The following is a 21,068-nucleotide window of genomic DNA, read 5'->3' as shown; positions in this document are numbered from 1 at the left end:
ACGCCCGTAAAAACCCGTCTTTTTGCAGGAAAATAGCTTGTTTCATGGCTTAAACGTCATTTATTCTCTTGAGTCGTCGAAATCGTCGCTAAGATTATTATACTCAACGGATCCACCTCTCAGAAATTGTTCTGACGTGCCAATGCCGTAATAACGTTAAGATTAACACGAAGTCACCGCAACAGCGGGTATGAGTTACGAAAGCTTGCAATTCTATCCGTAGCCACCGCCGTTGTCTTTAAGATTCAGGAGCGTAGTGCATGGAGTTCAGTGTAAAAAGCGGTAGCCCGGAGAAACAGCGGAGTGCCTGCATCGTCGTGGGCGTCTTTGAACCACGCCGCCTCTCTCCGATTGCAGAGCAGCTCGACAAGATCAGCGACGGGTACATCAGCGCACTGCTGCGTCGTGGCGAACTGGAAGGTAAACCGGGTCAAACCCTGTTGCTGCACCATGTTCCTAACGTCCTGTCTGAGCGAATTCTCCTCATTGGTTGTGGCAAAGAGCGTGAACTTGATGAGCGCCAGTACAAGCAGGTCATTCAGAAAACTATCAATACGCTGAATGATACCGGTTCGATGGAAGCCGTTTGCTTCCTGACCGAGCTGCACGTCAAAGGCCGCAATAACTACTGGAAAGTGCGTCAGGCTGTCGAAACAGCGCAAGAAACGCTGTACAGCTTTGATCAGTTGAAGACCAACAAAAGCGAGCCGCGTCGTCCGCTGCGTAAGATGGTGTTCAACGTACCGACCCGCCGTGAGCTGACCAGCGGTGAACGTGCTATTCAGCACGGTCTGGCCATTGCCGCCGGGATTAAAGCGGCGAAAGACCTCGGCAACATGCCGCCGAACATCTGTAATGCCGCGTACCTGGCGTCTCAGGCACGTCAGTTGGCAGACAGCTACAGCAAAAATGTTGTGACGCGCGTCATTGGCGAGCAGCAAATGAAAGAGCTGGGTATGCACTCTTATCTTGCGGTCGGCCACGGTTCGCAGAACGAGTCGCTGATGTCGGTCATCGAATACAAGGGCAATCCGTCTGAAGATGCGCGTCCGATTGTGCTGGTCGGCAAAGGGCTGACCTTTGACTCCGGCGGTATTTCCATCAAACCAGCCGAAGGCATGGATGAGATGAAATACGACATGTGCGGTGCTGCGGCAGTGTACGGTGTGATGCGCATGGTGGCGGAACTCCAACTGCCGATCAACGTCGTCGGCGTACTGGCGGGTTGTGAAAACATGCCTGGCGGTCGCGCGTATCGTCCGGGTGATGTGCTCACCACTATGTCTGGTCAGACTGTTGAAGTGCTCAATACTGATGCTGAAGGCCGTCTGGTGCTGTGCGACGTGTTAACCTACGTCGAGCGCTTTGAACCCGAAGCCGTCATTGACGTCGCCACCCTGACCGGCGCGTGCGTGATTGCCCTGGGTCATCACATCACCGGCCTGATGTCGAACCATAACCCACTGGCGCACGAGCTGATCGGCGCGTCCGAACAAGCGGGTGACCGCGCGTGGCGTCTGCCGTTGGGTGATGAGTATCAGGAACAGTTAGAGTCAAACTTTGCGGATATGGCGAATATCGGTGGACGTCCTGGCGGCGCGATTACCGCAGGCTGCTTCCTGTCACGCTTTACCCGTAAGTACAACTGGGCGCACCTGGACATCGCCGGTACCGCATGGCGTTCAGGGAAAGCCAAAGGCGCAACCGGTCGTCCGGTCGCGTTGCTGTCGCAGTTCCTGCTCAATCGCGCGGGTTTTAACGGCGAAGAGTAAGTTTGAGATTGCCCCGTAGGCCGGATAAGCGCAGCGCCATCCGGCCTACGGAGTGCATCATGGCAACGCATTTAAATCCACCACAAGAAACCCCATATATGAAGAATGCAACGTTCTACCTTCTGGACAACGACACACAGCAAGATGGCTTAAGCGCCGTTGAACAACTGGTGTGTGAAATTGCCGCAGAACGTTGGCGTGCTGGCAAGCGCGTGCTGATCGCCTGTGAAAACGAAAAGCAGGCTCTTCGACTGGATGAAGCTCTGTGGGCGAGACCGGCAGAAAGTTTTGTTCCGCATAATCTGGCGGGAGAAGGCCCCAGAGGCGGCGCGCCGGTAGAAATAGCCTGGCCGGAGAAACGCAACAGCAGCCCGCGCGACCTGCTCATCAGTTTGCGCGTTGGCTTTGCAGATTTTGCCACCGCTTTCACAGAAGTGATAGACTTCGTCCCTTACGAAGATTCTTTGAAACAATCGGCACGCGATCGCTACAAAGCTTACCGCGTGGCTGGTTTTAACCTGAATACGGCAACCTGGAAATAATGGAAAAGACATACAACCCACAAGATATCGAACAGCCGCTTTACGAGCACTGGGAAAAGCAGGGCTATTTCAAACCTAACGGCGATGAAAGCAAAGAGTCCTTCTGCATCATGATCCCGCCGCCGAACGTCACCGGCAGTTTGCATATGGGTCATGCTTTCCAGCAAACCATCATGGACACCATGATCCGCTACCAGCGCATGCAGGGTAAAAATACTCTGTGGCAGGCGGGTACCGACCACGCGGGTATCGCAACCCAAATGGTGGTTGAGCGTAAGATTGCCGCTGAAGAAGGTAAAACTCGTCACGATTACGGTCGCGAAGCGTTTATCGATAAAATTTGGCAATGGAAAGCGGAATCCGGCGGCACCATTACCCGTCAGATGCGCCGCCTGGGCAACTCTGTTGACTGGGAGCGCGAGCGCTTCACTATGGACGAAGGTCTTTCCAATGCCGTGAAAGAAGTCTTTGTTCGCCTGTACAAAGAAGACCTGATTTACCGTGGCAAGCGCCTGGTAAACTGGGACCCGAAACTGCGTACTGCTATCTCTGACCTGGAAGTGGAAAACCGTGAGTCCAAAGGCTCGATGTGGCACATCCGCTATCCGCTGGCCGATGGCGCGAAAACCGCAGACGGTAAAGATTACCTGGTTGTTGCCACTACTCGTCCAGAAACCGTACTGGGCGATACCGGCGTTGCCGTAAACCCGGAAGATCCGCGTTATAAAGACCTTATCGGCAAATTCGTCATTCTGCCGCTGGTTAACCGCCGCATTCCAATCGTCGGTGACGAACATGCGGATATGGAAAAAGGCACCGGCTGCGTGAAGATCACCCCGGCACACGACTTTAACGACTATGAAGTCGGTAAACGTCACGGCCTGCCGATGATCAACATTTTGACCTTTGACGGTGATATCCGCGAAACCGCGGAAGTGTACGACACTAAAGGTGAAGAATCCGACGTCTACTCGAACGAGATCCCGACTGAATTCCAGAAACTGGAACGCTTTGCCGCGCGTAAAGCCGTGGTTGCGGCCGTTGACGCTCTGGGTCTGCTGGAAGAAATCAAACCCCACGATCTGACCGTGCCGTACGGTGACCGTGGCGGCGTGGTTATCGAACCGATGCTGACTGACCAGTGGTACGTCCGCGCAGATGTGCTGGCGAAACCGGCAGTTGAAGCGGTTGAGAACGGCGACATCCAGTTCGTACCTAAGCAGTATGAAAACATGTACTTCTCCTGGATGCGTGATATTCAGGACTGGTGTATCTCCCGTCAGCTGTGGTGGGGCCACCGTATCCCGGCATGGTATGACAACGACGGCAACGTCTACGTTGGCCGTACCGAAGCTGAGGTGCGTCAGGAAAACAACCTCGGTGCCGACGTTGCACTGCGTCAGGACGAAGACGTTCTGGATACCTGGTTCTCCTCCGCGCTGTGGACCTTCTCTACCCTCGGCTGGCCGGAAAACACCGATGCGCTGCGTCAGTTCCACCCAACCAGCGTGATGGTCTCCGGTTTTGACATCATCTTCTTCTGGATTGCCCGCATGATCATGATGACCATGCACTTCATCAAAGATGAAAACGGCAAGCCGCAGGTTCCGTTTAAGACCGTCTACATGACCGGTCTGATTCGTGACGACGAAGGCCAGAAGATGTCCAAATCCAAGGGTAACGTCATCGACCCGCTGGATATGGTTGATGGTATTTCTCTGGCAGAACTACTTGAAAAACGTACCGGCAACATGATGCAGCCGCAGCTGGCCGAGAAGATTGCCAAGCGCACCGAGAAGCAGTTCCCGGACGGCATTGAGCCGCACGGTACCGACGCCCTGCGTTTCACCCTGGCAGCGCTGGCCTCTACCGGCCGCGACATCAACTGGGATATGAAACGTCTGGAAGGTTACCGTAACTTCTGTAACAAGCTGTGGAACGCCAGCCGCTTCGTGCTGATGAACACCGAAGACCAGGATTGCGGCTTCAATGGCGGCGAAATGACGCTGTCTCTGGCGGATCGTTGGATCCTGGCTGAATTCAACCAGACCATCAAAGCGTACCGTGAAGCGCTGGATAACTTCCGCTTCGATATCGCTGCGGGCATTCTGTACGAATTCACCTGGAACCAGTTCTGTGACTGGTATCTGGAGCTGACCAAGCCGGTTATGAACGGCGGTTCTGAGTCTGAACTGCGCGGCACCCGCAATACGCTGGTTACCGTGCTGGAAGGTCTGCTGCGTCTGGCGCACCCGATCATTCCGTTCATCACCGAAACCATCTGGCAGCGTGTGAAAGTGATTTGCGGCAACACCGCAGATACCATCATGCTGCAGCCGTTCCCGGAATATAACGCGGCGCAGGTTGACGAAGCGGCACTGGCTGACACTGAATGGTTGAAGCAGGCGATCGTTGCCGTACGTAACATCCGCGCGGAAATGAACATCGCCCCAGGCAAACCGCTGGAACTGCTGCTGCGTGGTTGCAGTACTGATGCGATGCGTCGTGTGAACGACAACCGTAGCTTCCTGCTGAACCTGGCACGACTGGAAAGCATCACCGTGCTGCCAGCCGATGACAAAGGTCCGGTTTCCGTGACCAAAATCATCGACGGTGCCGAGCTGCTGATCCCGATGGCTGGCCTCATCAACAAAGAAGATGAGCTGGCGCGTCTGGCGAAAGAAGTGGCGAAAATCGAAGGCGAGATTGCCCGTATCGAAGGCAAACTCTCCAACGAAGGTTTCGTTGCTCGCGCACCGGAAGCCGTGATCGCCAAAGAGCGTGAGAAACTGGACGGTTACGCAGAAGCCAAAGCGAAGCTGATTGAGCAGCAGGCGGTCATCGCCGCGCTGTAAAAATCGTGCCTGTACGTTTGCCGGATGGCGCTACGCTTATCCGGCCTACAGGTACCGTCAACACAGGTTGGATAAGCGTAGCGCATCCGACCTGTGTTGAATTATCCTCGCTTGCACTTCCCCTCTCCGCAGTGGTATTAACTGCATATGTCTCACTTTTATGTCATGAGTTCGCTATGAGTGTCATTACGCCTGTCTCGGCTACGCTGCGTCGCATTGCTGCCGACGATAACCCCGCCATTGCCTGTGTGATCCGCCAGGTCTCCGCCGAATACGGCCTGACTGCCGATAAAGGCTACACGGTAGCCGACCCGAATCTGGACGAACTGTTCCAGGTTTACAGCCAGCCGGGCGCGGCCTATTGGGTGGTTGAGCAAAACGGTGAAGTCGTGGGCGGCGGCGGCGTTGCGCCGTTAGGCTGTAGCGAGCCGGACATTTGCGAGCTGCAAAAGATGTACTTCCTGTCGAGCGCACGCGGTCAGGGGCTGGCGAAAAAGCTGGCGCTGATGGCGCTGGATCATGCCCGTGAGCAGGGTTTTAAGCAGTGCTATCTGGAAACAACTGCATTCCTGACTGAGGCTATTCGTCTGTATGAACATTTAGGGTTTGAGCATATCAGCGAAGCGCTTGGCTGCACCGGCCACGTCGATTGCGAAGTACGGATGTTAAAGCCCCTCTGACTTCACGCCGAGGGGCCGTGTCGGCCTTACTGCATCTCAGCTGAAAGCATCAGGCGAATTACGCCAGCCGCACGAGCGGTGGGCAGCTTCAGCACCTGAGTCCAGAGATCCTGCACAATCTCACAGGCGATCTTCTCTTTGCCAATCCCTTTATTCGGGTCGGCCATAATCTGAATATCATCCCCATAGCGCTGTACCAGTCCGGGGCTGATCGCTTGTAAATCCTGCAGCGCCAGCTGTTTTTCCTCGGCCGTCACCGTATGTTTATCCGGGCCATAGGCGGCGCGCATCATGCCCATATCGCCCACCATCCGCCGATTCATAATCTCACGCGGGACAAGATGTACCGGGTTAATGCCCCCTTTCACCGCCGGAAACAGGAAACGGAAACATTCGTCATCACCCACCTTTTCCACCGCAGCAATCTGCTCGAGGTTAATCTTCATATACTCAATGACGTTAGCATCAGGTGCTTGCTGCAGACGTGCCATTTGTAGCTGAAGGATTTGCGGCTGTATGGCATCGATAACCTGCTGCTCACTTTTGCCCTCGTTCTTCATCTGCACGGCCTGGGTGATGATTTTTTGTGTTAGCGCTGGCTCCTGCTCTCTAATCACCTGAAACACCGGATTGGCGCGCATCGCATTGTCAAACTTCTGCTCTTCGGTCATACCATATTCCGGACTTTCACGCGGGATAAGGTAGTGCACGTCAAAAATATTCCATGCAATAATCGCGACCACAAAAATCACCGCGCCGGAGATCTTGCCTACCCAGCCTTTTTTGCGAAACATGCCGACGACGATAGCAATCACCGCCCCGATATAGCCCGCCAACACTACGTGTGCCCAGTTCATTAACCATCCTTATTCAAATCGATACGTATGTCGGGGATATATTTCCCCGTTGTGTGTTCTGATTATTACGGTAGAGGCGATGGTTTTCCAGCCACCAGAATTTATCTGCAGGTATCAGGAAGAGGAGAGATGGCGCGGCAACCATGACGAGCCGCGCCGGGAAGGTGTATTACGCGGGTACGCCGCTGTGAAAGCGGAATTCATCATCTGGAGACAGGATCAGCGACGCTTCCACTTCACCAAAGAAACGCACCCGGGCGCTGATGTCATCGGTTGAAATCTGCTGTGCCAACGCCAGGTAATCCTGATAATGGCGCGCCTCTGATCGTAGTAGCGACAGATAAAACGCCTGTAAATCATCATCCAGATACGGTGCCAGCGCCGCGAACCGTTCACAGGAGCGCGCCTCAATGTATGCGCCGCAAATTAGCTTATCAATTAGCGTTAATGGCTCGTGGGTGCGAACCTCTTTAAGCATGCCTTTGGCGTAACGACTGGCGGTAATTTTGATGTAGGGGATGTTGCGGCTCATCATCGCCTCGCGCACCTGCCAGAAGTGATGCAGCTCTTCTTTGATCAGCAAAACCATGCTGTCGATAAGCTTGCGCCCCCACGGATCGTCGGTCTGCGGCATCACACTTTTGCTGATCTGTTTATTCAGTGCAATGAAGTCAGGCTCCTCTTCCTCTCTGAACGCAAAAGCCTCATAGGGTTTCAGCCAGTCCAGCAACGCCTGTGAACCAGCTTTGTCAGCAACATATTTACGCACCAACAGCATCGCTGTTTGTGCCGCTTTCAGCTCGCAGACGAGGTGATCGGTCAGCAGCAGGGGAAGATTTGCCGGGTCCTGCGCTTTATCAAGCCATGCCTGGGGTGTTTTGCAGTGCAGAAAATTGTGGATCGGGGAGAGTATTTGCAGGTAATCCATACGTTATCCTTGGCCTGCGGCAGCCTGGGCTACCGCAGGTCAGTAGATGACTTAGTGACGCACGCCGTCATCATCTTCGTCGACGAGGTCTTCATCGTCGCCGTCTTCGCCTTCTTCGCCGTTCGGGTCTTCAAAATAGGTGCCCCAACCGTCGTATTCCACATCATATTTTTCAGCCAGATTCATCAGTTGCTCTACCTGAGCGTCGATCAGTTCGGCATTCAGGGCGCATTCGCTGAGAATGTCACAGCAAATAACTGTGTCGCCTTCTTCCACTTCCAACTCTTCAGGCTCGGTCACTTCATAACCCAGTTTGAAGGCTTCTACTGCCGCTTTTTCCAGGGTTTCAAAGTCATCCGCGGAAAGGTGATGTTCGATGGTGTACAGCGCATCAGGGTCGCTGCCATCTTCGAGTAACTCTTCAATAATCAAGCGTGTTTCTTCACGCTGCTCTTCCAGTAGTTCCGGGTTTGCCATGGCTCGTTCCTCATAATGTCCTGCCGATACTCTTATTGTCACATACCGCTGACATTGCCTCCACCTTTCCAGGAAAGATTTGTTAAACAAGGTTGCAAATGAATAAACATCCATATAAATTGAATTTTAATTCAATAAATGGCTTAAGCCATGCGAGGGAACCATGTCTGCGTTTTATCAGAAGCACTTTTTGAAATTGCTCGATTTCACCTCTGCTGAACTCACGTCACTGCTACAGCTCGCCGCACAGCTCAAGGCAGATAAGAAAAACGGTACTGAGGTCGCTAAGCTCACCGGTAAAAACATTGCGCTCATCTTCGAAAAAGACTCGACTCGTACCCGTTGCTCTTTCGAAGTTGCCGCATACGATCAGGGTGCTCGCGTGACGTATCTCGGGCCAAGCGGCAGCCAGATTGGTCATAAAGAGTCGATCAAAGACACCGCCCGCGTACTCGGTCGTATGTACGACGGTATTCAGTATCGGGGTCACGGTCAGGAGATTGTCGAGACGCTGGCGGAATATGCCGGAGTTCCGGTATGGAACGGATTAACCGACGAGTTTCACCCCACTCAGTTGCTGGCGGATCTGTTAACTATGCAGGAACACCTGCCGGGTAAAGCGTTTAATGAGATGACGCTGGTCTATACCGGTGATGCCCGCAACAATATGGGTAATTCCATGCTGGAAGCCGCCGCGTTAACCGGGCTGGATCTACGCCTGGTTGCACCACAAGCGTGCTGGCCTGAAGAGAGCCTGGTGGCGGAGTGCAAGGCGCTGGCACAGAAAAATGGCGGTAATATTACGCTGACCGAAGACGTTGCCACAGGTGTAAAAGGTGCGGACTTTATCTACACCGACGTTTGGGTCTCGATGGGCGAAGCAAAAGAGAAGTGGGCAGAGCGTATTGCGCTGCTGCGTAACTATCAGGTTAATAGCGCGATGATGGCGCTGACGGGTAATCCACAGGTGAAGTTCCTGCACTGTCTGCCCGCGTTTCATGACGATCAGACCGTGCTGGGTAAACAAATGGCACAAGAGTATGGTTTGCACGGCGGTATGGAAGTGACCGATGAGGTCTTTGAATCCCCCGCCAGTATCGTATTCTCTCAGGCGGAAAACCGGATGCACACCATCAAAGCGGTGATGGTGGCGACATTAGCGAAGTGAAGGCATATGCCGGATGGCGATGCTAAGCATCTTATCCGGCCTACAACCGCGCTCCCGTTGGCCGGGCAAGGCGAAGCCGCACCCGGCAATCACGCTTATGCCACCCGCATTTTCACCACGGCTTTGCGCACCAGTGCCGGCGACCCGACTGCACACAGCGGTTTATGCACTTCACCCGGATAGAACACCACGAAGTCACCTTCGTTCAGCACGACCGTTTTCTCCTGTACCCCTTCCGCCACGAAGGCGATATCTTTATCCGCCAGCCAGTCGGTTTCCGGCGCGCCCGCAGGCTGTGTACTGAAGGTCATGCCTTCCTGGCCTTTGAGCAGGATCTGAATATCCAGATAACGGGCGTGATACTCAGCGCGGCGCTGGGCAAACGGCTCCGTCATATCTTCTGCAATCAGATAAAACAGACGATCACCGTCGATGTCATGCTTACCCTTTTCCGTCGCATCCGTCACGTGCGCCTTGATGTGTTCAATCGCCTGACGCAGCTCTTCTGGCAGCCAGACATCCAGGTTGTGAATATTGCCGACAATCATCTCAAACCCCTTAATTAAAACAATGTTTCATTTTAGTTGTTATACGAAAAAACCGTCTGCCATACCACTGCTATTTGCTGATATTTTGCGTCAACGCATGTTTATCTCAACGTAGCCGATCACCCGGCAGGGTGCATGAATATTCATGAGAATCGTTTGCGATGAATAAATTGTGCATTTTTCGCTTGATCCCATAACGGAGCTGAGTATAATCGCGGACAATTTGCCGGGAGGATGTATGGTTCAGTGTGTACGACATTTTGTCTTACCGCGTCTGAAAAAGGACGCTGGCCTGCCGTTTTTCTTTCCGTTGATCATCCATTCCAAGCCCCTCAATTGAGGGGCTTTTTTTTGCCCAGGTGTCAGGAGATAAACATGGCTAACCCGCTCTATCAAAAACACATCATTTCCATAAATGACCTCAGCCGCGATGACCTCAATCTGGTTCTCGCGACAGCGGCGAAACTGAAAGCCAACCCACAGCCGGAGCTGCTAAAGCATAAGGTGATAGCCAGCTGCTTCTTTGAGGCATCGACGCGCACCCGTTTATCCTTTGAAACCTCGATGCACCGCCTGGGTGCCAGCGTGGTGGGTTTCTCTGACAGCAGCAACACATCACTGGGCAAAAAAGGTGAAACGCTGGCTGATACCATTTCCGTCATCAGTACCTATGTTGACGCCATTGTGATGCGTCATCCGCAGGAAGGTGCTGCCCGTCTGGCCACAGAGTTCTCCGGCAACGTGCCGGTACTGAACGCAGGCGATGGGTCGAACCAGCATCCCACCCAAACGCTGCTGGACCTGTTCACCATTCAGGAAACCCAGGGCCGCCTGGACAATCTGCAAATCGCCATGGTGGGTGACCTGAAGTATGGTCGTACCGTCCACTCCCTGACCCAGGCACTGGCGAAATTCGAAGGCAACCGCTTCTACTTCATCGCCCCGGATGCGTTGGCCATGCCGCAATACATTCTGGACATGCTAAATGAAAAAGGTATCGCCTGGAGCCTGCACGGCACCATCGAAGAGGTTATGGCAGAGGTTGATATTCTCTACATGACCCGCGTGCAAAAAGAACGTCTGGACCCTTCCGAATACGCCAACGTGAAAGCACAGTTCGTCCTGCGTGCAAGCGACCTGAATGGTGCCAGAGCGAACATGAAAGTGTTGCACCCACTGCCGCGTATCGATGAGATCACCACCGATGTCGATAAGACGCCGCACGCCTGGTATTTCCAGCAGGCTGGCAACGGCATCTTCGCCCGCCAGGCGTTACTGGCACTGGTACTGAATAGCGAACTGGCACTGTAAGGGAGAAAAAAAGATGACACACGATAACAAACTGCAGGTTGAAGCCATCAAACGCGGCACCGTGATTGACCATATTCCCGCACAGGTTGGTTTTAAACTGCTGACGCTGTTCAAGCTGACAGAAACCGATCAGCGTATCACCATCGGTCTGAACCTGCCGTCAGGCGAAATGGGTCGTAAAGACCTGATTAAAATTGAAAACACCTTCCTGACCGATGAGCAAGTTAACCAGCTTTCTCTGTACGCGCCACAGGCGACGGTGAACCGCATTGACGATTATGACGTGGTGGGTAAATCACGTCCGAGCCTGCCGGAACGAATCGACAACGTGCTGGTCTGCCCGAACAGCAACTGCATCAGCCATGCTGAACCGGTTTCCTCCAGCTTTTCAGTGAAAAAACGCGCTGATGATATCGCGCTCAAATGCAAATACTGTGAAAAAGAGTTTTCGCATTATGTGGTGCTGGCCAACTAATTGCGGTTGGTATTGAAATGTTGCCTCTCTATAATGGCTAACACCTTAATACTGCAGTTCATCTGGAGATATCATGAGCAAAACTATTGCGACGGAAAATGCACCAGCCGCTATCGGCCCATACGTTCAGGGCGTTGACCTGGGTAGCATGGTAATCACTTCCGGTCAGATCCCGGTCGATCCGAAAACCGGTGCCGTAGCGGAAGACGTGTCCGCTCAGGCGCGTCAGTCGCTGGAAAACGTAAAAGCTATCGTTGAAGCAGCAGGCCTGAAAGTGGGCGATATCGTAAAAACTACCGTATTCGTTAAAGACCTGAACGATTTCGCAACCGTCAACGCCACCTACGAAGCGTTCTTCACTGAGCACAACGCGACTTTCCCGGCGCGTTCTTGCGTGGAAGTTGCTCGTCTGCCGAAAGACGTGAAAATCGAGATTGAAGCGATCGCCGTTCGTCGCTAAGTTTCCTTGTGCCGGATGGCGGTTTCGCCTTATCCGGCCAATGGAAGCGTAATTTGTAGGCCCGGTAAGCGCGAGCGCCACCGGGCATTTATCACAGCACACCAAACAGTTTCGGCAGGAACAACGAAATCGCCGGAATGTACGTTACCAACATCAGCACCAGGAACAGGACGAGGTAGAACGGCAGCATCGCCTTCACCACTTGTTCAATCTTCTGCTTACTCACCGCGCTGGCGACAAACAGCACCGACCCTACCGGCGGCGTAATCAACCCGATCCCTAAGTTCACCAACATGATCATCCCGAAATGAACCGGATCAATACCGAGCGCGTTGGTCACTGGCAGCAGGACCGGTGTCAGGATCAGGATCAGCGGCGCCATATCCATCAGCGTACCAATCAGCAGCAGCATAATGTTAATGCACATCAGGATGACGTATTTGTTATCCGAGATACTGGTGAACGCGTCGGTGATGCGCATCGGCAACTGCATGTAGGTCATGACAGCGCCAAACGCGGCAGCAAAACCAATCAGGATCATCACGATGGTGACTGTTTTCACCGTGCGGAACATCAGCTTCGGCAGTTCAGACCATTTATAGTCGCGATAGATAAACATGGTGACGAAGAAGGCCCACAGGCAGGCAATCGCCGCGGATTCCGTCGCGGTAAAGATGCCCGACAGGATCCCCCCCATGATGATCACCACCGTCATCAATCCCCACAGCGTATCGACGAAAATCTTCAGCGCCTGGCGAAACGGCACGCGCTCGCCTTTTGGATAGCCGCGTTTATGGGCAAACGCCACGCACATCACCATCAGGCTCAAGCTTAACAGCAGGCCCGGCAGGATCCCGGCGATAAATAGCGCGGCAATCGACACCGTCCCACCCGTTGCCAGCGAGTAGATAACCGAGTTATGGCTGGGCGGCGTAAGGATTGCCTGCACCGAACCGCTGGCGGTCACCGCCGCGGCAAAGTCGCGAGGGTAACCTTTTTTATCCATCTCCGGGATCATCACCGAACCGATGGAAGCGGTGTCTGCCACCGACGATCCTGAGATTGCGCCAAAAAAGGTCGATGCCACGATGTTGACCAGTGACAAGCCTCCGCGAATAAAACCAACAAAAATGTAGGCAAAATTCACTAACCGACGCGCAATTCCGCCTTCGGCCATGATCGCGCCAGCCAGAATAAAGAACGGGATCGCCAGCAGGGAGAACTTGTTCACGCCACTGGTCAGTTGGATCATCACCGCTTCCAGTGGGATATCAATGTACCAGGCACCAATGATGGCGCTAATCCCTACCGCGTACGCTACCGGTACCCCAATCGCCAGCATGATGCCAAGCGTAAAGACGAGAATAAATGCATCCATCTGCTTTCCTTAATGAAATGGGGGCGGTAATTAGCTGGTCGAACCCAGCATGACAACAGGACGCTGGTACTGCGGGCCACGGCAGATCTTCTCAACAATAAAGAGCAGCGTGATAGCAGAGCCAATTGGCAGCGGAAGATAGTTTTGCCCGGCGCTTAAAATCGGGAATTCCGCAACGGGTTGATCCCACAGCTCAAGACACAGATTGGTTCCGTACCAGAGGATAAACAGGCTTATCGCCGCCAGCATGATATCCGCGACAATAAAGCAATAACGGCGGGCGCTTTCACCCAGGCGATCAGTGACCATACTGACTGCGATATGCGAGCCTGCGCGATAACTTACCGCAGCACCAATAAAGGTGAATGTCACCATGCAGAGAATAGCGACGGGTTCAGGCCATGACAGGGCATTGTTCAGGACATAACGTGCGAATATCCCAATCGGTATAATGGCAACCATCACCAATAATGCCACACCGGCAATCCACATTGAGACCCGATAAAGAAAATCCATTACCGATGAATAGCATTCACCCATAATCATCACCTCGAATTAATCAAATGATTCAGGCGGATATCATCCGCCCGATGAACTACTGCACATCCTGAATACGCTTGATCAAATCCTGGTGTTCTTTACCGTAATTATCCCGCACTGACTGAGTGGCTTTATAGAAATAGTCCGTATCAATATCGTGGAACTGAACGCCGTTGGCTTTCATCGTTTCCAGTGATTTCGCATTATAATCCTGCCAAAGTTTGCGTTGCTCTACCTGGGCTTCTTTAGCGAGCTTAATAATGAGATCCTGATCTTCTTTTTTCAATTTATCCCATTTCGCTTTCGAGAAAAGAAATAATTCAGGAATAATAAAATGTTTGCTCCAGGTGTAGTTTTTAACGACAGGTAAATAGTTGTGCGCGACAAACGTCGGTGGGTTATTTTCCGTTCCATCAATAACCCCTGTCTGCATGCCGCTAAAGACTTCACTGACGCCCATTACAACGGAGTTAGCGCCCATCGCTTTCAGGGTATCCAGCGCTATCGGACTCCCTTGAACGCGGATCTTCATACCGTGTAAATCTTCCGGTTTCACCACCGGGTTTTTAGTGATCAGGTTACGCGTCCCCGCATCCATCCAGCCGAGGAACACCAGCCGTGATTTGGTATTGGCCGTCAGACGGTCGCCAATTTCCTGGCCGATCATGCCGTCGAGAACCTTATGCAGATGGTCTTCATCACGGAAAATATACGGCAGTGTAAATACGTTAATTTCAGGGAGAATAGCAGCGACAGGTGTCATCGAGACGCGAATAATATCAATAGCGCCTAATTGTGCCTGTTCAATCATCTGTTTTTCATCACCTAACACGCCACCTGGAAATGTTTTAATCTCCAGACGACCATCGGTCGCCGCGCTGAGCTTTTCCCCCATGTGTTTCACTGCCACCACGTTCGGGTAATCAGCCGGATGCACGTCTGCGGCGCGGAAGGTTTGTGCCAACGTTGAATGGCTGGCCAGTAATACCGAAGCACCAATACACAGACTTATCAGGTTTTTTGTCAGTTTCATTTGTCCTTCTCCAGAAGTTCATAATATCCATTAACAGGAATAGCTTGCAGAGCAAATGACTGCCGGAATTAAAAATGGGCAGCGAGAAACTTTCTTAACGACGTTACCGGTGCAGACTAACTGGTGTAACAATTTATTTCGATGACTGCCTTCACAAAAAAAAACTAAGCTCTATAATTTTTAGCACACTGTTTCATTTTTGCAACGCAGATCGTTTTCCTGATAGAAAAGCAACGCAAAGGACGCGGTTTTAGACTAATTAGCCGCGTTAGTATTTCAATAAAAATAAAACAACAATATTACGGAGGAATATCTTCGAATGAAGAAGAGAAATGCAGGATGGTGTTAACACCATCCTGTTGAGACGTTTAGCGGTTATTGCCAGCCGTAACGACGGCTATAAAAACCTTTCACTAACTGGGTTAATGTCATGTAGCCTGCCAGAATCGCAATCAGCCACGGGAAGTAGCTCAGCGGCAATGCCTGCAATTGCAGGTAGCTGGCCAATGGCGAGAACGGTAACGCAATGCCCACCACCATTACCACCAGCGTCATCAGCATCAACGGCCATGCGGCGCGGCTCTGGATGAACGGCACGCGACGGGTACGGATCATATGCACAATCAGCGTTTGCGACAACAGACCGACCACGAACCAGCCTGACTGGAACAACGTCTGATGTTCTGGCGTATTGGCATGGAAAACGAACCACATCAGGCAAAATGTCAGAATATCGAAGATAGAGCTGATCGGTCCAAAGAAGATCATAAAGCGTCCCAGCTCGGCAGGGTTCCAGCGCTGCGGCTTTTTAATCTGCTCTTCATCAACGTTATCAAACGGAATCGCCACCTGGGATACATCGTACAGCAGGTTCTGAATCAGTAAGTGCAGCGGCAACATCGGCAGGAACGGCAGAAATGCGCTCGCCACCAGCACGCTAAACACGTTACCAAAGTTGGAACTGGCCGTCATTTTGATGTACTTCAGCATGTTCGAGAAGGTACGACGCCCTTCGATCACCCCTTCTTCCAGCACCATCAGGCTCTTTTCCAGCAGGATGATGTCTGCCGCTTCACGCGCAATATCAACCGCACCATCAACGGAAATACCAATGTCCGCCGCGCGCAGCGCCGGGGCATCGTTGATACCATCGCCCATAAAGCCCACTACGTGACCTTCACGCTTGAGCAGTGTGACAATGCGCTCTTTGTGCATTGGCGTCAGGCGAGCAAACAGCGTGGTACGCTGAGCCAGTTTTGCCAGCTCGTCGTCGTTTAACCCTTCGATGCTGCTGCCGATCACCACATCACCTGCATCCAGACCCACTTCATGACACACTTTCGCCGCCACCAGCTCGCTGTCACCGGTGAGAATTTTCACCGTAATACCGCTGGCTTTCAGGGCTTTCAGCGCCGGTGCGGTCGTTTCTTTCGGTGGATCGAGGAAGGCGATATAGCCTTCAAGGATCAGGTCTGACTCATCAATACGTTGGTAATCGCCCTCACGCGCAGGCAGGTATTTCGTCGCCACCGCCACCACGCGCAGCCCCTGGCGGTTCAGCGTATCGGTAACGCGTTTCACCCGGCGCAGCATGTTCTCATCCAACGGGACAATTTCACCGTTATGACGCACCTGGGTGCAAACACTGAGGATCTCCTGCAACGCGCCTTTGCACACCAGTTGATGCACATCGGTTTCTTCAGCGACCACCACCGACATCCGACGACGCTCAAAATCAAACGGGATCTCATCAATTTTCTGCCAGCGGGTAGAGAGCTGACGGGCAGATTCTTCATCCACACCTTCGAGAACCGCCGTATCCAGCAGATTCTTCAGCCCGGTCTGATAATGGCTGTTCAGCCACGCGGAATACAGGACGTGTTCGCTGGGCTTACCGGAGATATCGGTATGATTCTCCAGCACTATTTTATCCTGAGTCAGAGTACCGGTTTTATCGGTGCACAGAATATCCATCGCGCCAAAGTTCTGGATGGCATCGAGGTGTTTGACGATAACCTTCTGTTTGGACAGCTTCACCGCCCCGCGCGCCAGCGTTGAGGTGACGATCATTGGCAGCATTTCCGGGGTCAGCCCCACCGCGACAGACAGCGCAAACAGCGCCGCTTCCCACCAGTCACCTTTGGTGTAGCCGTTGATGATGAGGACAATGGGCGCCATCACCAGCATAAAACGGATCAACAACATGCTGACGCGGCTGATCCCTTTCTGGAAGGCATTTTGCTCGCTTTCCTGCTCGCTGACGCGGCCTGCCAGTTGTCCAAACCAGGTGTTCGCCCCGGTGGCAATGACAATGGCCTGTGCCGTTCCGCTCACCACATTAGTGCCCATAAAACACAGGGTATCGCACTCCAGCGGGTTGCTTTGCTGCGGGTCACGGCTTGTCGCCACTTTCTCAACCGGCAAAGACTCACCGGTCAGCGAAGCCTGCGCCACAAACAGATCGCGCGCCTGGACGATACGTAAATCGGCCGGGATCATATCGCCGGCTGCCAGCTTAATAATATCGCCAGGAACCAGCTGATCGATCGGCAGTTCAACCCAGCCGTTCTCCCCTTTTTCGTTGATGACACGCAGGACGGTTGCGGTATTGCTGACCATCGCTTTCAGCGCATCCGCCGCTTTGGTGGAACGCGCCTCCTGCACAAAATTCAGCAGCGTTGAGATACACACCATCAAGGCGATGACGCCCGCAGCAAACAGATCTTCGGTGGCATAAGAAATGCCGCCCAGAATAGTCAGCAGAATATTAAACGGGTTGCGGTAGCAGACCCACAGATGAACCCACCACGGCAATGGCTTTTGCGTCGGCAATTGGTTTTCACCATGCTTTTCGCGGGCGCTCTCCACTTCTGCGGCATTCAATCCTTCCGGATGCGCATCAAACGTTTTCCACAGCGCCTCTTCATCCATCAGCGCCATCTTCAGGCAATGTTCACTGAGTGACGGTGGGATCGGCGTGCTGGCAACAGTCTGCGCATTAGGCAACGGATCGCGATGCACCAAACGATGCGGCAAATGGCGGTTAAGCCGGGCAAACAGCTGGCGGGTTATATTTTTGAACATAGGCAGTCCCTCTGCACCAGTATAAGCGGGCGCAGTAAATCCTTCAGGCGTGGCAAAGCCTTGCCTGGTGGCAATTTTAAAATCACAACAGGGACGTCAGAACGTCACTGTCTTACAGCTCCGGTAAGACAGTGAAAACAGGCTTACCGGAGAAGGGGGGTTCTCCATTTAGGGAGAGGGGTGGGATCGGGATCCATATAGCCTCCGGTAAGTGAATGATAAGCGCTGCGGATTATACGCAGAAAACCATAAGGTTTGTGACAATTATGGCGGTATGATACAGCACGGAAACTAAACCAAACGTATACACATCGCCTGAAGGGTGAACGGTTTAAAGCAGACTTTGCCCATTGCACTCCACATGAGTAAAGTTACTCTCTTTGGTATAACTGAAAAAGTGCGCAACGGGAAAACAGGATGCAAAATCGGCTGACTATTAAAGACATCGCCCGCTTAAGCGGCGTGGGGAAATCAACGGTTTCCCGCGTGCTCAACAACGAAAGCGGCGTTAGCGAACGCACCCGTGAACGTGTTGAAGCAGTGATGAATCAGCACGGTTTCTCCCCTTCCCGCTCCGCACGTGCCATGCGTGGGCAAAGCGACAAAGTCGTGGCGATTATCGTCACACGTCTGGACTCACTTTCAGAAAACCTCGCGGTGCAGACCATGCTGCCCGCCTTTTATGAGCAGGGTTACGATCCGATTATGATGGAAAGCCAGTTCTCACCTGAGCTGGTAGAAGAACATCTGGGAATGCTTAAACGTCGCAACATTGATGGGGTGGTGCTGTTTGGTTTTACCGGCGTAACGGAAACCATGCTCACCTCCTGGCAGGACTCTCTGGTGCTGCTGGCCAGGGATGCCAAAGGCTTTGCCTCCGTCTGTTATGACGACGAAGGTGCCATTCATACCCTGATGCAGCGTCTGTACGATCGCGAACATCGTCATATCAGTTTCCTTGGCGTCCCCCATAGCGATGTCACCACCGGTAAGCGCCGTCATGAGGCCTACCTGACCTTCTGCAAGAAGCATAAGCTGCATCCTGCCGCTGCTCTGCCTGGTCTTGCCATGAAGCAGGGCTATGAGCATGCCGCCGATGTTATTACGCCGGAAACCACCGCGTTAGTCTGTGCAACGGACACGCTTGCCCTTGGTGTCAGCAAATATCTGCAGGAACAGCGAATCGACAACCTGCAACTGGCAAGCGTCGGTAATACGCCGCTGATGAAATTCCTCCATCCGGAGATCATAACCGTCGATCCCGGTTACGCTGAAGCAGGGCGGCAAGCGGCGTTACAGCTGATCGAACAGATCAACGGCCGCAGCGAACTGCGGCAAATCGTCATTCCTGCCACCCTCTCCTGATCGCTTTCTGAGCACTAATTTGTGATCTTCGCTGCGTTTCGGGAACGTTCCCATTTTTAAATATTCACCGACGATATACTCTGGCACCAACAACGAGACAGCTGCCGGATGACGTCGCGAAAGCGTCTAATCCGACCTACGGGGAACACACGTCATCATGAGCAAAGTAAAACAAGCGGATATCGACCGGCTGATAGAGCTGGTTGGCGGGCGCGACAATATCGCCACGGTGAGTCACTGCATTACGCGCCTGCGTTTTGTGTTGAATCAACCCGCGAATGCCAGACCGAAAGAGATCGAACAGCTACCGATGGTCAAAGGCTGCTTCACCAACGCCGGGCAGTTTCAGGTCGTGATCGGCACTGAGGTAGGTGATTACTACAAGGCGCTGTTGGCGACCACCGGACAAGCCAGTGCCGACAAAGAGCAGGCAAAGAAAGCGGCGCGGCAGAACATGAAGTGGCACGAGCAGTTGATTTCTCACTTCGCGGAGATCTTCTTCCCACTGCTCCCTGCGCTGATCAGCGGTGGTTTGATCTTAGGTTTTCGTAACGTCATCGGCGATGTGCCGATGAGCAACGGGCAGACGCTGGCGCAGATGCATCCCTCGCTCAAAACGCTCTACGACTTCTTGTGGCTGATTGGCGAAGCGATCTTCTTCTATCTGCCGGTGGGGATTTGTTGGTCTGCCGTGAAGAAAATGGGCGGTACGCCGATCCTCGGCATCGTGCTGGGCGTCACGCTGGTTTCTCCGCAACTGATGAACGCCTATTTGCTCGGCCAGCAGGTACCGGAAGTGTGGAACTTCGGCCTGTTCAGTATCGAGAAAGTGGGCTACCAGGCGCAGGTTATTCCGGCGCTGCTGGCGGGCCTGGCGCTCGGCTTTATTGAAACGCGGATGAAACGCATCGTCCCGGATTATCTGTACCTGGTCATCGTCCCGGTATGTTCGCTGATCCTGGCCGTGTTTCTCGCCCATGCCTTTATCGGTCCATTTGGCCGCATGATCGGCGACGGTGTCGCGTTTGCCGTCCGCCATCTGCTGACCGGCAGCTTTGCCCCGATTGGCGCAGCATTGTTCGGCTTCCTGTATGCCCCGCTGGTGATCACCGGTGTACATCAGACCACGCTGGCTATCGATATGCAGATGATCCAGAGCATGGGCGGCACACCGGTATGGCCGCTGATTGCGCTGTCTAACATCGCTCAGGCCTCTGCGGTGGTCGGCATCATTATCTCCAGTCGTAAACACAATGAGCGTGAAATCTCCGTTCCTGCTGCGATCTCCGCCTATCTGGGGGTAACTGAACCCGCGATGTACGGCATCAACCTGAAATATCGCTTCCCGATGCTGTGCGCAATGATTGGTTCGGGCCTTGCTGGGCTGTTGTGCGGCCTGAACGGCGTGATGGCAAACGGCATTGGCGTCGGCGGCTTGCCTGGCATCCTCTCCATTCAGCCAACGTACTGGCAGGTATTTGGTCTGGCGATGGTGATTTCCATTGTTATCCCGATGGTACTGACTTCGTTCATCTACCAGCGTAAATACCGTCAGGGCACCTTACAGATTGTCTGACTTTTCTTCGGGGCGCAGT

At 53.2% G+C, this 21,068-nt stretch carries 21 protein-coding genes; 12 read left to right on the top strand and 9 right to left on the bottom strand.

What is annotated here, in order from left to right; translation table 11 throughout:
- Window positions 1-56: 56 nt before the first annotated feature.
- A complete protein-coding gene (gene ytgA / locus NNO08_RS06585; protein ID WP_211180521.1) occupies window positions 57-107 on the bottom strand; it encodes a protein YtgA in 51 nt (16 codons plus the stop codon).
- Window positions 108-260: 153 nt separating this feature from the next.
- Between ytgA and pepA the strand changes: the two genes are divergently transcribed.
- The 4 genes from pepA (at window position 261) to NNO08_RS06565 (ending at window position 5,849) form a co-directional block, all read left to right on the top strand.
- Window positions 261-1,772 carry a leucyl aminopeptidase gene (gene pepA, locus NNO08_RS06580; RefSeq protein ID WP_003025870.1) on the top strand — a complete coding sequence of 504 codons (1,512 nt, stop codon included), beginning with the start codon at window positions 261-263 and terminating at the stop codon, window positions 1,770-1,772.
- A gap of 98 nt (window positions 1,773-1,870) precedes the next feature.
- Window positions 1,871-2,314 (top strand): DNA polymerase III subunit chi, encoded by a 444-nt coding sequence (gene holC, locus NNO08_RS06575; RefSeq protein ID WP_003025862.1) that lies wholly within the window; start codon window positions 1,871-1,873, stop codon window positions 2,312-2,314.
- A complete protein-coding gene (locus NNO08_RS06570; protein ID WP_271440329.1) occupies window positions 2,314-5,169 on the top strand; it encodes a valine--tRNA ligase in 2,856 nt (951 codons plus the stop codon). The genes holC and NNO08_RS06570 overlap by 1 nt, the downstream gene beginning before the upstream one ends.
- Window positions 5,170-5,345: 176 nt before the next feature.
- Complete coding sequence (locus NNO08_RS06565; protein WP_271440328.1) at window positions 5,346-5,849, top strand: GNAT family N-acetyltransferase; 504 nt, start codon at window positions 5,346-5,348, stop codon at window positions 5,847-5,849.
- 26 nt (window positions 5,850-5,875) lie between these two features.
- Here NNO08_RS06565 and NNO08_RS06560 read toward each other — a convergent pair whose 3' ends face one another.
- From NNO08_RS06560 to rraB, 3 genes are all read right to left on the bottom strand, one after another.
- A complete protein-coding gene (locus tag NNO08_RS06560; RefSeq protein WP_271440327.1) occupies window positions 5,876-6,706 on the bottom strand; it encodes a topoisomerase II in 831 nt (276 codons plus the stop codon).
- 169 nt (window positions 6,707-6,875) lie between these two features.
- Window positions 6,876-7,634, bottom strand: coding sequence for a tRNA isopentenyl-2-thiomethyl-A-37 hydroxylase MiaE (gene miaE, locus NNO08_RS06555; RefSeq protein WP_271456373.1), 759 nt, complete (start codon window positions 7,632-7,634; stop codon window positions 6,876-6,878).
- Between the two features lie 51 nt (window positions 7,635-7,685).
- Window positions 7,686-8,111 carry a ribonuclease E inhibitor RraB gene (rraB, locus tag NNO08_RS06550; RefSeq protein WP_003025845.1) on the bottom strand — a complete coding sequence of 142 codons (426 nt, stop codon included), beginning with the start codon at window positions 8,109-8,111 and terminating at the stop codon, window positions 7,686-7,688.
- A 98-nt stretch (window positions 8,112-8,209) separates the two neighbouring features.
- Between rraB and argL the strand changes: the two genes are divergently transcribed.
- Together argL and argF are read left to right on the top strand one after the other, a co-directional pair.
- Window positions 8,210-8,305 carry a putative translational regulatory protein ArgL gene (argL, locus tag NNO08_RS23165; protein ID WP_416348267.1) on the top strand — a complete coding sequence of 32 codons (96 nt, stop codon included), beginning with the start codon at window positions 8,210-8,212 and terminating at the stop codon, window positions 8,303-8,305.
- The gene (gene argF / locus NNO08_RS06545; RefSeq protein ID WP_271440325.1) at window positions 8,275-9,279 is read left to right on the top strand and encodes an ornithine carbamoyltransferase; all 1,005 of its coding nucleotides are present in this window, start codon (window positions 8,275-8,277) and stop codon (window positions 9,277-9,279) included. The genes argL and argF overlap by 31 nt, the downstream gene beginning before the upstream one ends.
- 95 nt (window positions 9,280-9,374) lie before the next feature.
- Here argF and NNO08_RS06540 read toward each other — a convergent pair whose 3' ends face one another.
- Window positions 9,375-9,827, bottom strand: a complete 453-nt coding sequence (locus tag NNO08_RS06540; RefSeq protein ID WP_271440324.1) for a YhcH/YjgK/YiaL family protein — start codon at window positions 9,825-9,827, stop codon at window positions 9,375-9,377.
- A gap of 238 nt (window positions 9,828-10,065) precedes the next feature.
- Between NNO08_RS06540 and pyrL the strand changes: the two genes are divergently transcribed.
- From pyrL to ridA, 4 genes are all read left to right on the top strand, one after another.
- Entirely contained in the window at window positions 10,066-10,167 is a 102-nt protein-coding gene (pyrL, locus tag NNO08_RS06530) for a pyr operon leader peptide (RefSeq protein WP_202039763.1), read from the top strand.
- A gap of 35 nt (window positions 10,168-10,202) precedes the next feature.
- Window positions 10,203-11,138 (top strand): aspartate carbamoyltransferase, encoded by a 936-nt coding sequence (gene pyrB, locus NNO08_RS06525; RefSeq protein WP_016151493.1) that lies wholly within the window; start codon window positions 10,203-10,205, stop codon window positions 11,136-11,138.
- Window positions 11,139-11,151: 13 nt separating this feature from the next.
- Window positions 11,152-11,613 (top strand): aspartate carbamoyltransferase regulatory subunit, encoded by a 462-nt coding sequence (gene pyrI / locus NNO08_RS06520; RefSeq protein ID WP_016151492.1) that lies wholly within the window; start codon window positions 11,152-11,154, stop codon window positions 11,611-11,613.
- Window positions 11,614-11,686: 73 nt separating this feature from the next.
- Window positions 11,687-12,073: a 2-iminobutanoate/2-iminopropanoate deaminase gene (gene ridA / locus NNO08_RS06515; protein ID WP_000047544.1), complete on the top strand. Its 387-nt coding sequence runs from the start codon at window positions 11,687-11,689 to the stop codon at window positions 12,071-12,073.
- 91 nt (window positions 12,074-12,164) lie between these two features.
- On the opposite strand, the gene NNO08_RS06510 is transcribed toward ridA, so the two are convergent.
- The 4 genes from NNO08_RS06510 to mgtA form a co-directional block, all read right to left on the bottom strand.
- Complete coding sequence (locus NNO08_RS06510) at window positions 12,165-13,451, bottom strand: TRAP transporter large permease (RefSeq protein WP_271440322.1); 1,287 nt, start codon at window positions 13,449-13,451, stop codon at window positions 12,165-12,167.
- 30 nt (window positions 13,452-13,481) lie between these two features.
- Window positions 13,482-13,991 carry a TRAP transporter small permease gene (locus tag NNO08_RS06505; RefSeq protein ID WP_202039766.1) on the bottom strand — a complete coding sequence of 170 codons (510 nt, stop codon included), beginning with the start codon at window positions 13,989-13,991 and terminating at the stop codon, window positions 13,482-13,484.
- Window positions 13,992-14,046: 55 nt separating this feature from the next.
- Entirely contained in the window at window positions 14,047-15,024 is a 978-nt protein-coding gene (locus NNO08_RS06500; RefSeq protein ID WP_271440321.1) for a TRAP transporter substrate-binding protein, read from the bottom strand.
- A 375-nt stretch (window positions 15,025-15,399) separates the two neighbouring features.
- Entirely contained in the window at window positions 15,400-18,108 is a 2,709-nt protein-coding gene (mgtA, locus tag NNO08_RS06495; RefSeq protein WP_271449180.1) for a magnesium-translocating P-type ATPase, read from the bottom strand.
- 417 nt (window positions 18,109-18,525) lie between these two features.
- Between mgtA and treR the strand changes: the two genes are divergently transcribed.
- Complete coding sequence (treR, locus tag NNO08_RS06490) at window positions 18,526-19,473, top strand: trehalose operon repressor TreR (protein WP_271456372.1); 948 nt, start codon at window positions 18,526-18,528, stop codon at window positions 19,471-19,473.
- A 157-nt stretch (window positions 19,474-19,630) separates the two neighbouring features.
- Window positions 19,631-21,049: a PTS trehalose transporter subunit IIBC gene (treB, locus tag NNO08_RS06485; RefSeq protein WP_271449179.1), complete on the top strand. Its 1,419-nt coding sequence runs from the start codon at window positions 19,631-19,633 to the stop codon at window positions 21,047-21,049.
- The last annotated feature ends 19 nt before the right edge of the window (window positions 21,050-21,068 follow it).

This window comes from Citrobacter sp. Igbk 17 (assembly GCF_028069775.1).
Taxonomy (GTDB): Bacteria; Pseudomonadota; Gammaproteobacteria; order Enterobacterales; family Enterobacteriaceae; genus Citrobacter.
This window is presented reverse-complemented; position numbering and strand designations above follow the sequence as displayed.

Bases quoted from the DNA above. Each gene is read 5' to 3' on its own strand.
- miaE (WP_271456373.1), bottom strand. From the start codon at position 7,634: ATGGATTACCTGCAAATACTCTCCCCGATCCACAATTTTCTGCACTGC.
- ridA (WP_000047544.1), top strand. From the start codon at position 11,687: ATGAGCAAAACTATTGCGACGGAAAATGCACCAGCCGCTATCGGCCCA.
- NNO08_RS06565 (WP_271440328.1), top strand. From the start codon at position 5,346: ATGAGTGTCATTACGCCTGTCTCGGCTACGCTGCGTCGCATTGCTGCC.
- holC (WP_003025862.1), top strand. From the start codon at position 1,871: ATGAAGAATGCAACGTTCTACCTTCTGGACAACGACACACAGCAAGAT.
- NNO08_RS06560 (WP_271440327.1), bottom strand. From the start codon at position 6,706: ATGAACTGGGCACACGTAGTGTTGGCGGGCTATATCGGGGCGGTGATT.
- pepA (WP_003025870.1), top strand. From the start codon at position 261: ATGGAGTTCAGTGTAAAAAGCGGTAGCCCGGAGAAACAGCGGAGTGCC.
- NNO08_RS06500 (WP_271440321.1), bottom strand. From the start codon at position 15,024: ATGAAACTGACAAAAAACCTGATAAGTCTGTGTATTGGTGCTTCGGTA.
- argF (WP_271440325.1), top strand. From the start codon at position 8,275: ATGTCTGCGTTTTATCAGAAGCACTTTTTGAAATTGCTCGATTTCACC.
- mgtA (WP_271449180.1), bottom strand. From the start codon at position 18,108: ATGTTCAAAAATATAACCCGCCAGCTGTTTGCCCGGCTTAACCGCCAT.
- NNO08_RS06510 (WP_271440322.1), bottom strand. From the start codon at position 13,451: ATGGATGCATTTATTCTCGTCTTTACGCTTGGCATCATGCTGGCGATT.
- pyrI (WP_016151492.1), top strand. From the start codon at position 11,152: ATGACACACGATAACAAACTGCAGGTTGAAGCCATCAAACGCGGCACC.
- treB (WP_271449179.1), top strand. From the start codon at position 19,631: ATGAGCAAAGTAAAACAAGCGGATATCGACCGGCTGATAGAGCTGGTT.
- NNO08_RS06505 (WP_202039766.1), bottom strand. From the start codon at position 13,991: ATGGGTGAATGCTATTCATCGGTAATGGATTTTCTTTATCGGGTCTCA.
- argL (WP_416348267.1), top strand. From the start codon at position 8,210: ATGAATAAACATCCATATAAATTGAATTTTAATTCAATAAATGGCTTA.
- treR (WP_271456372.1), top strand. From the start codon at position 18,526: ATGCAAAATCGGCTGACTATTAAAGACATCGCCCGCTTAAGCGGCGTG.
- rraB (WP_003025845.1), bottom strand. From the start codon at position 8,111: ATGGCAAACCCGGAACTACTGGAAGAGCAGCGTGAAGAAACACGCTTG.
- pyrB (WP_016151493.1), top strand. From the start codon at position 10,203: ATGGCTAACCCGCTCTATCAAAAACACATCATTTCCATAAATGACCTC.
- NNO08_RS06570 (WP_271440329.1), top strand. From the start codon at position 2,314: ATGGAAAAGACATACAACCCACAAGATATCGAACAGCCGCTTTACGAG.
- NNO08_RS06540 (WP_271440324.1), bottom strand. From the start codon at position 9,827: ATGATTGTCGGCAATATTCACAACCTGGATGTCTGGCTGCCAGAAGAG.
- pyrL (WP_202039763.1), top strand. From the start codon at position 10,066: ATGGTTCAGTGTGTACGACATTTTGTCTTACCGCGTCTGAAAAAGGAC.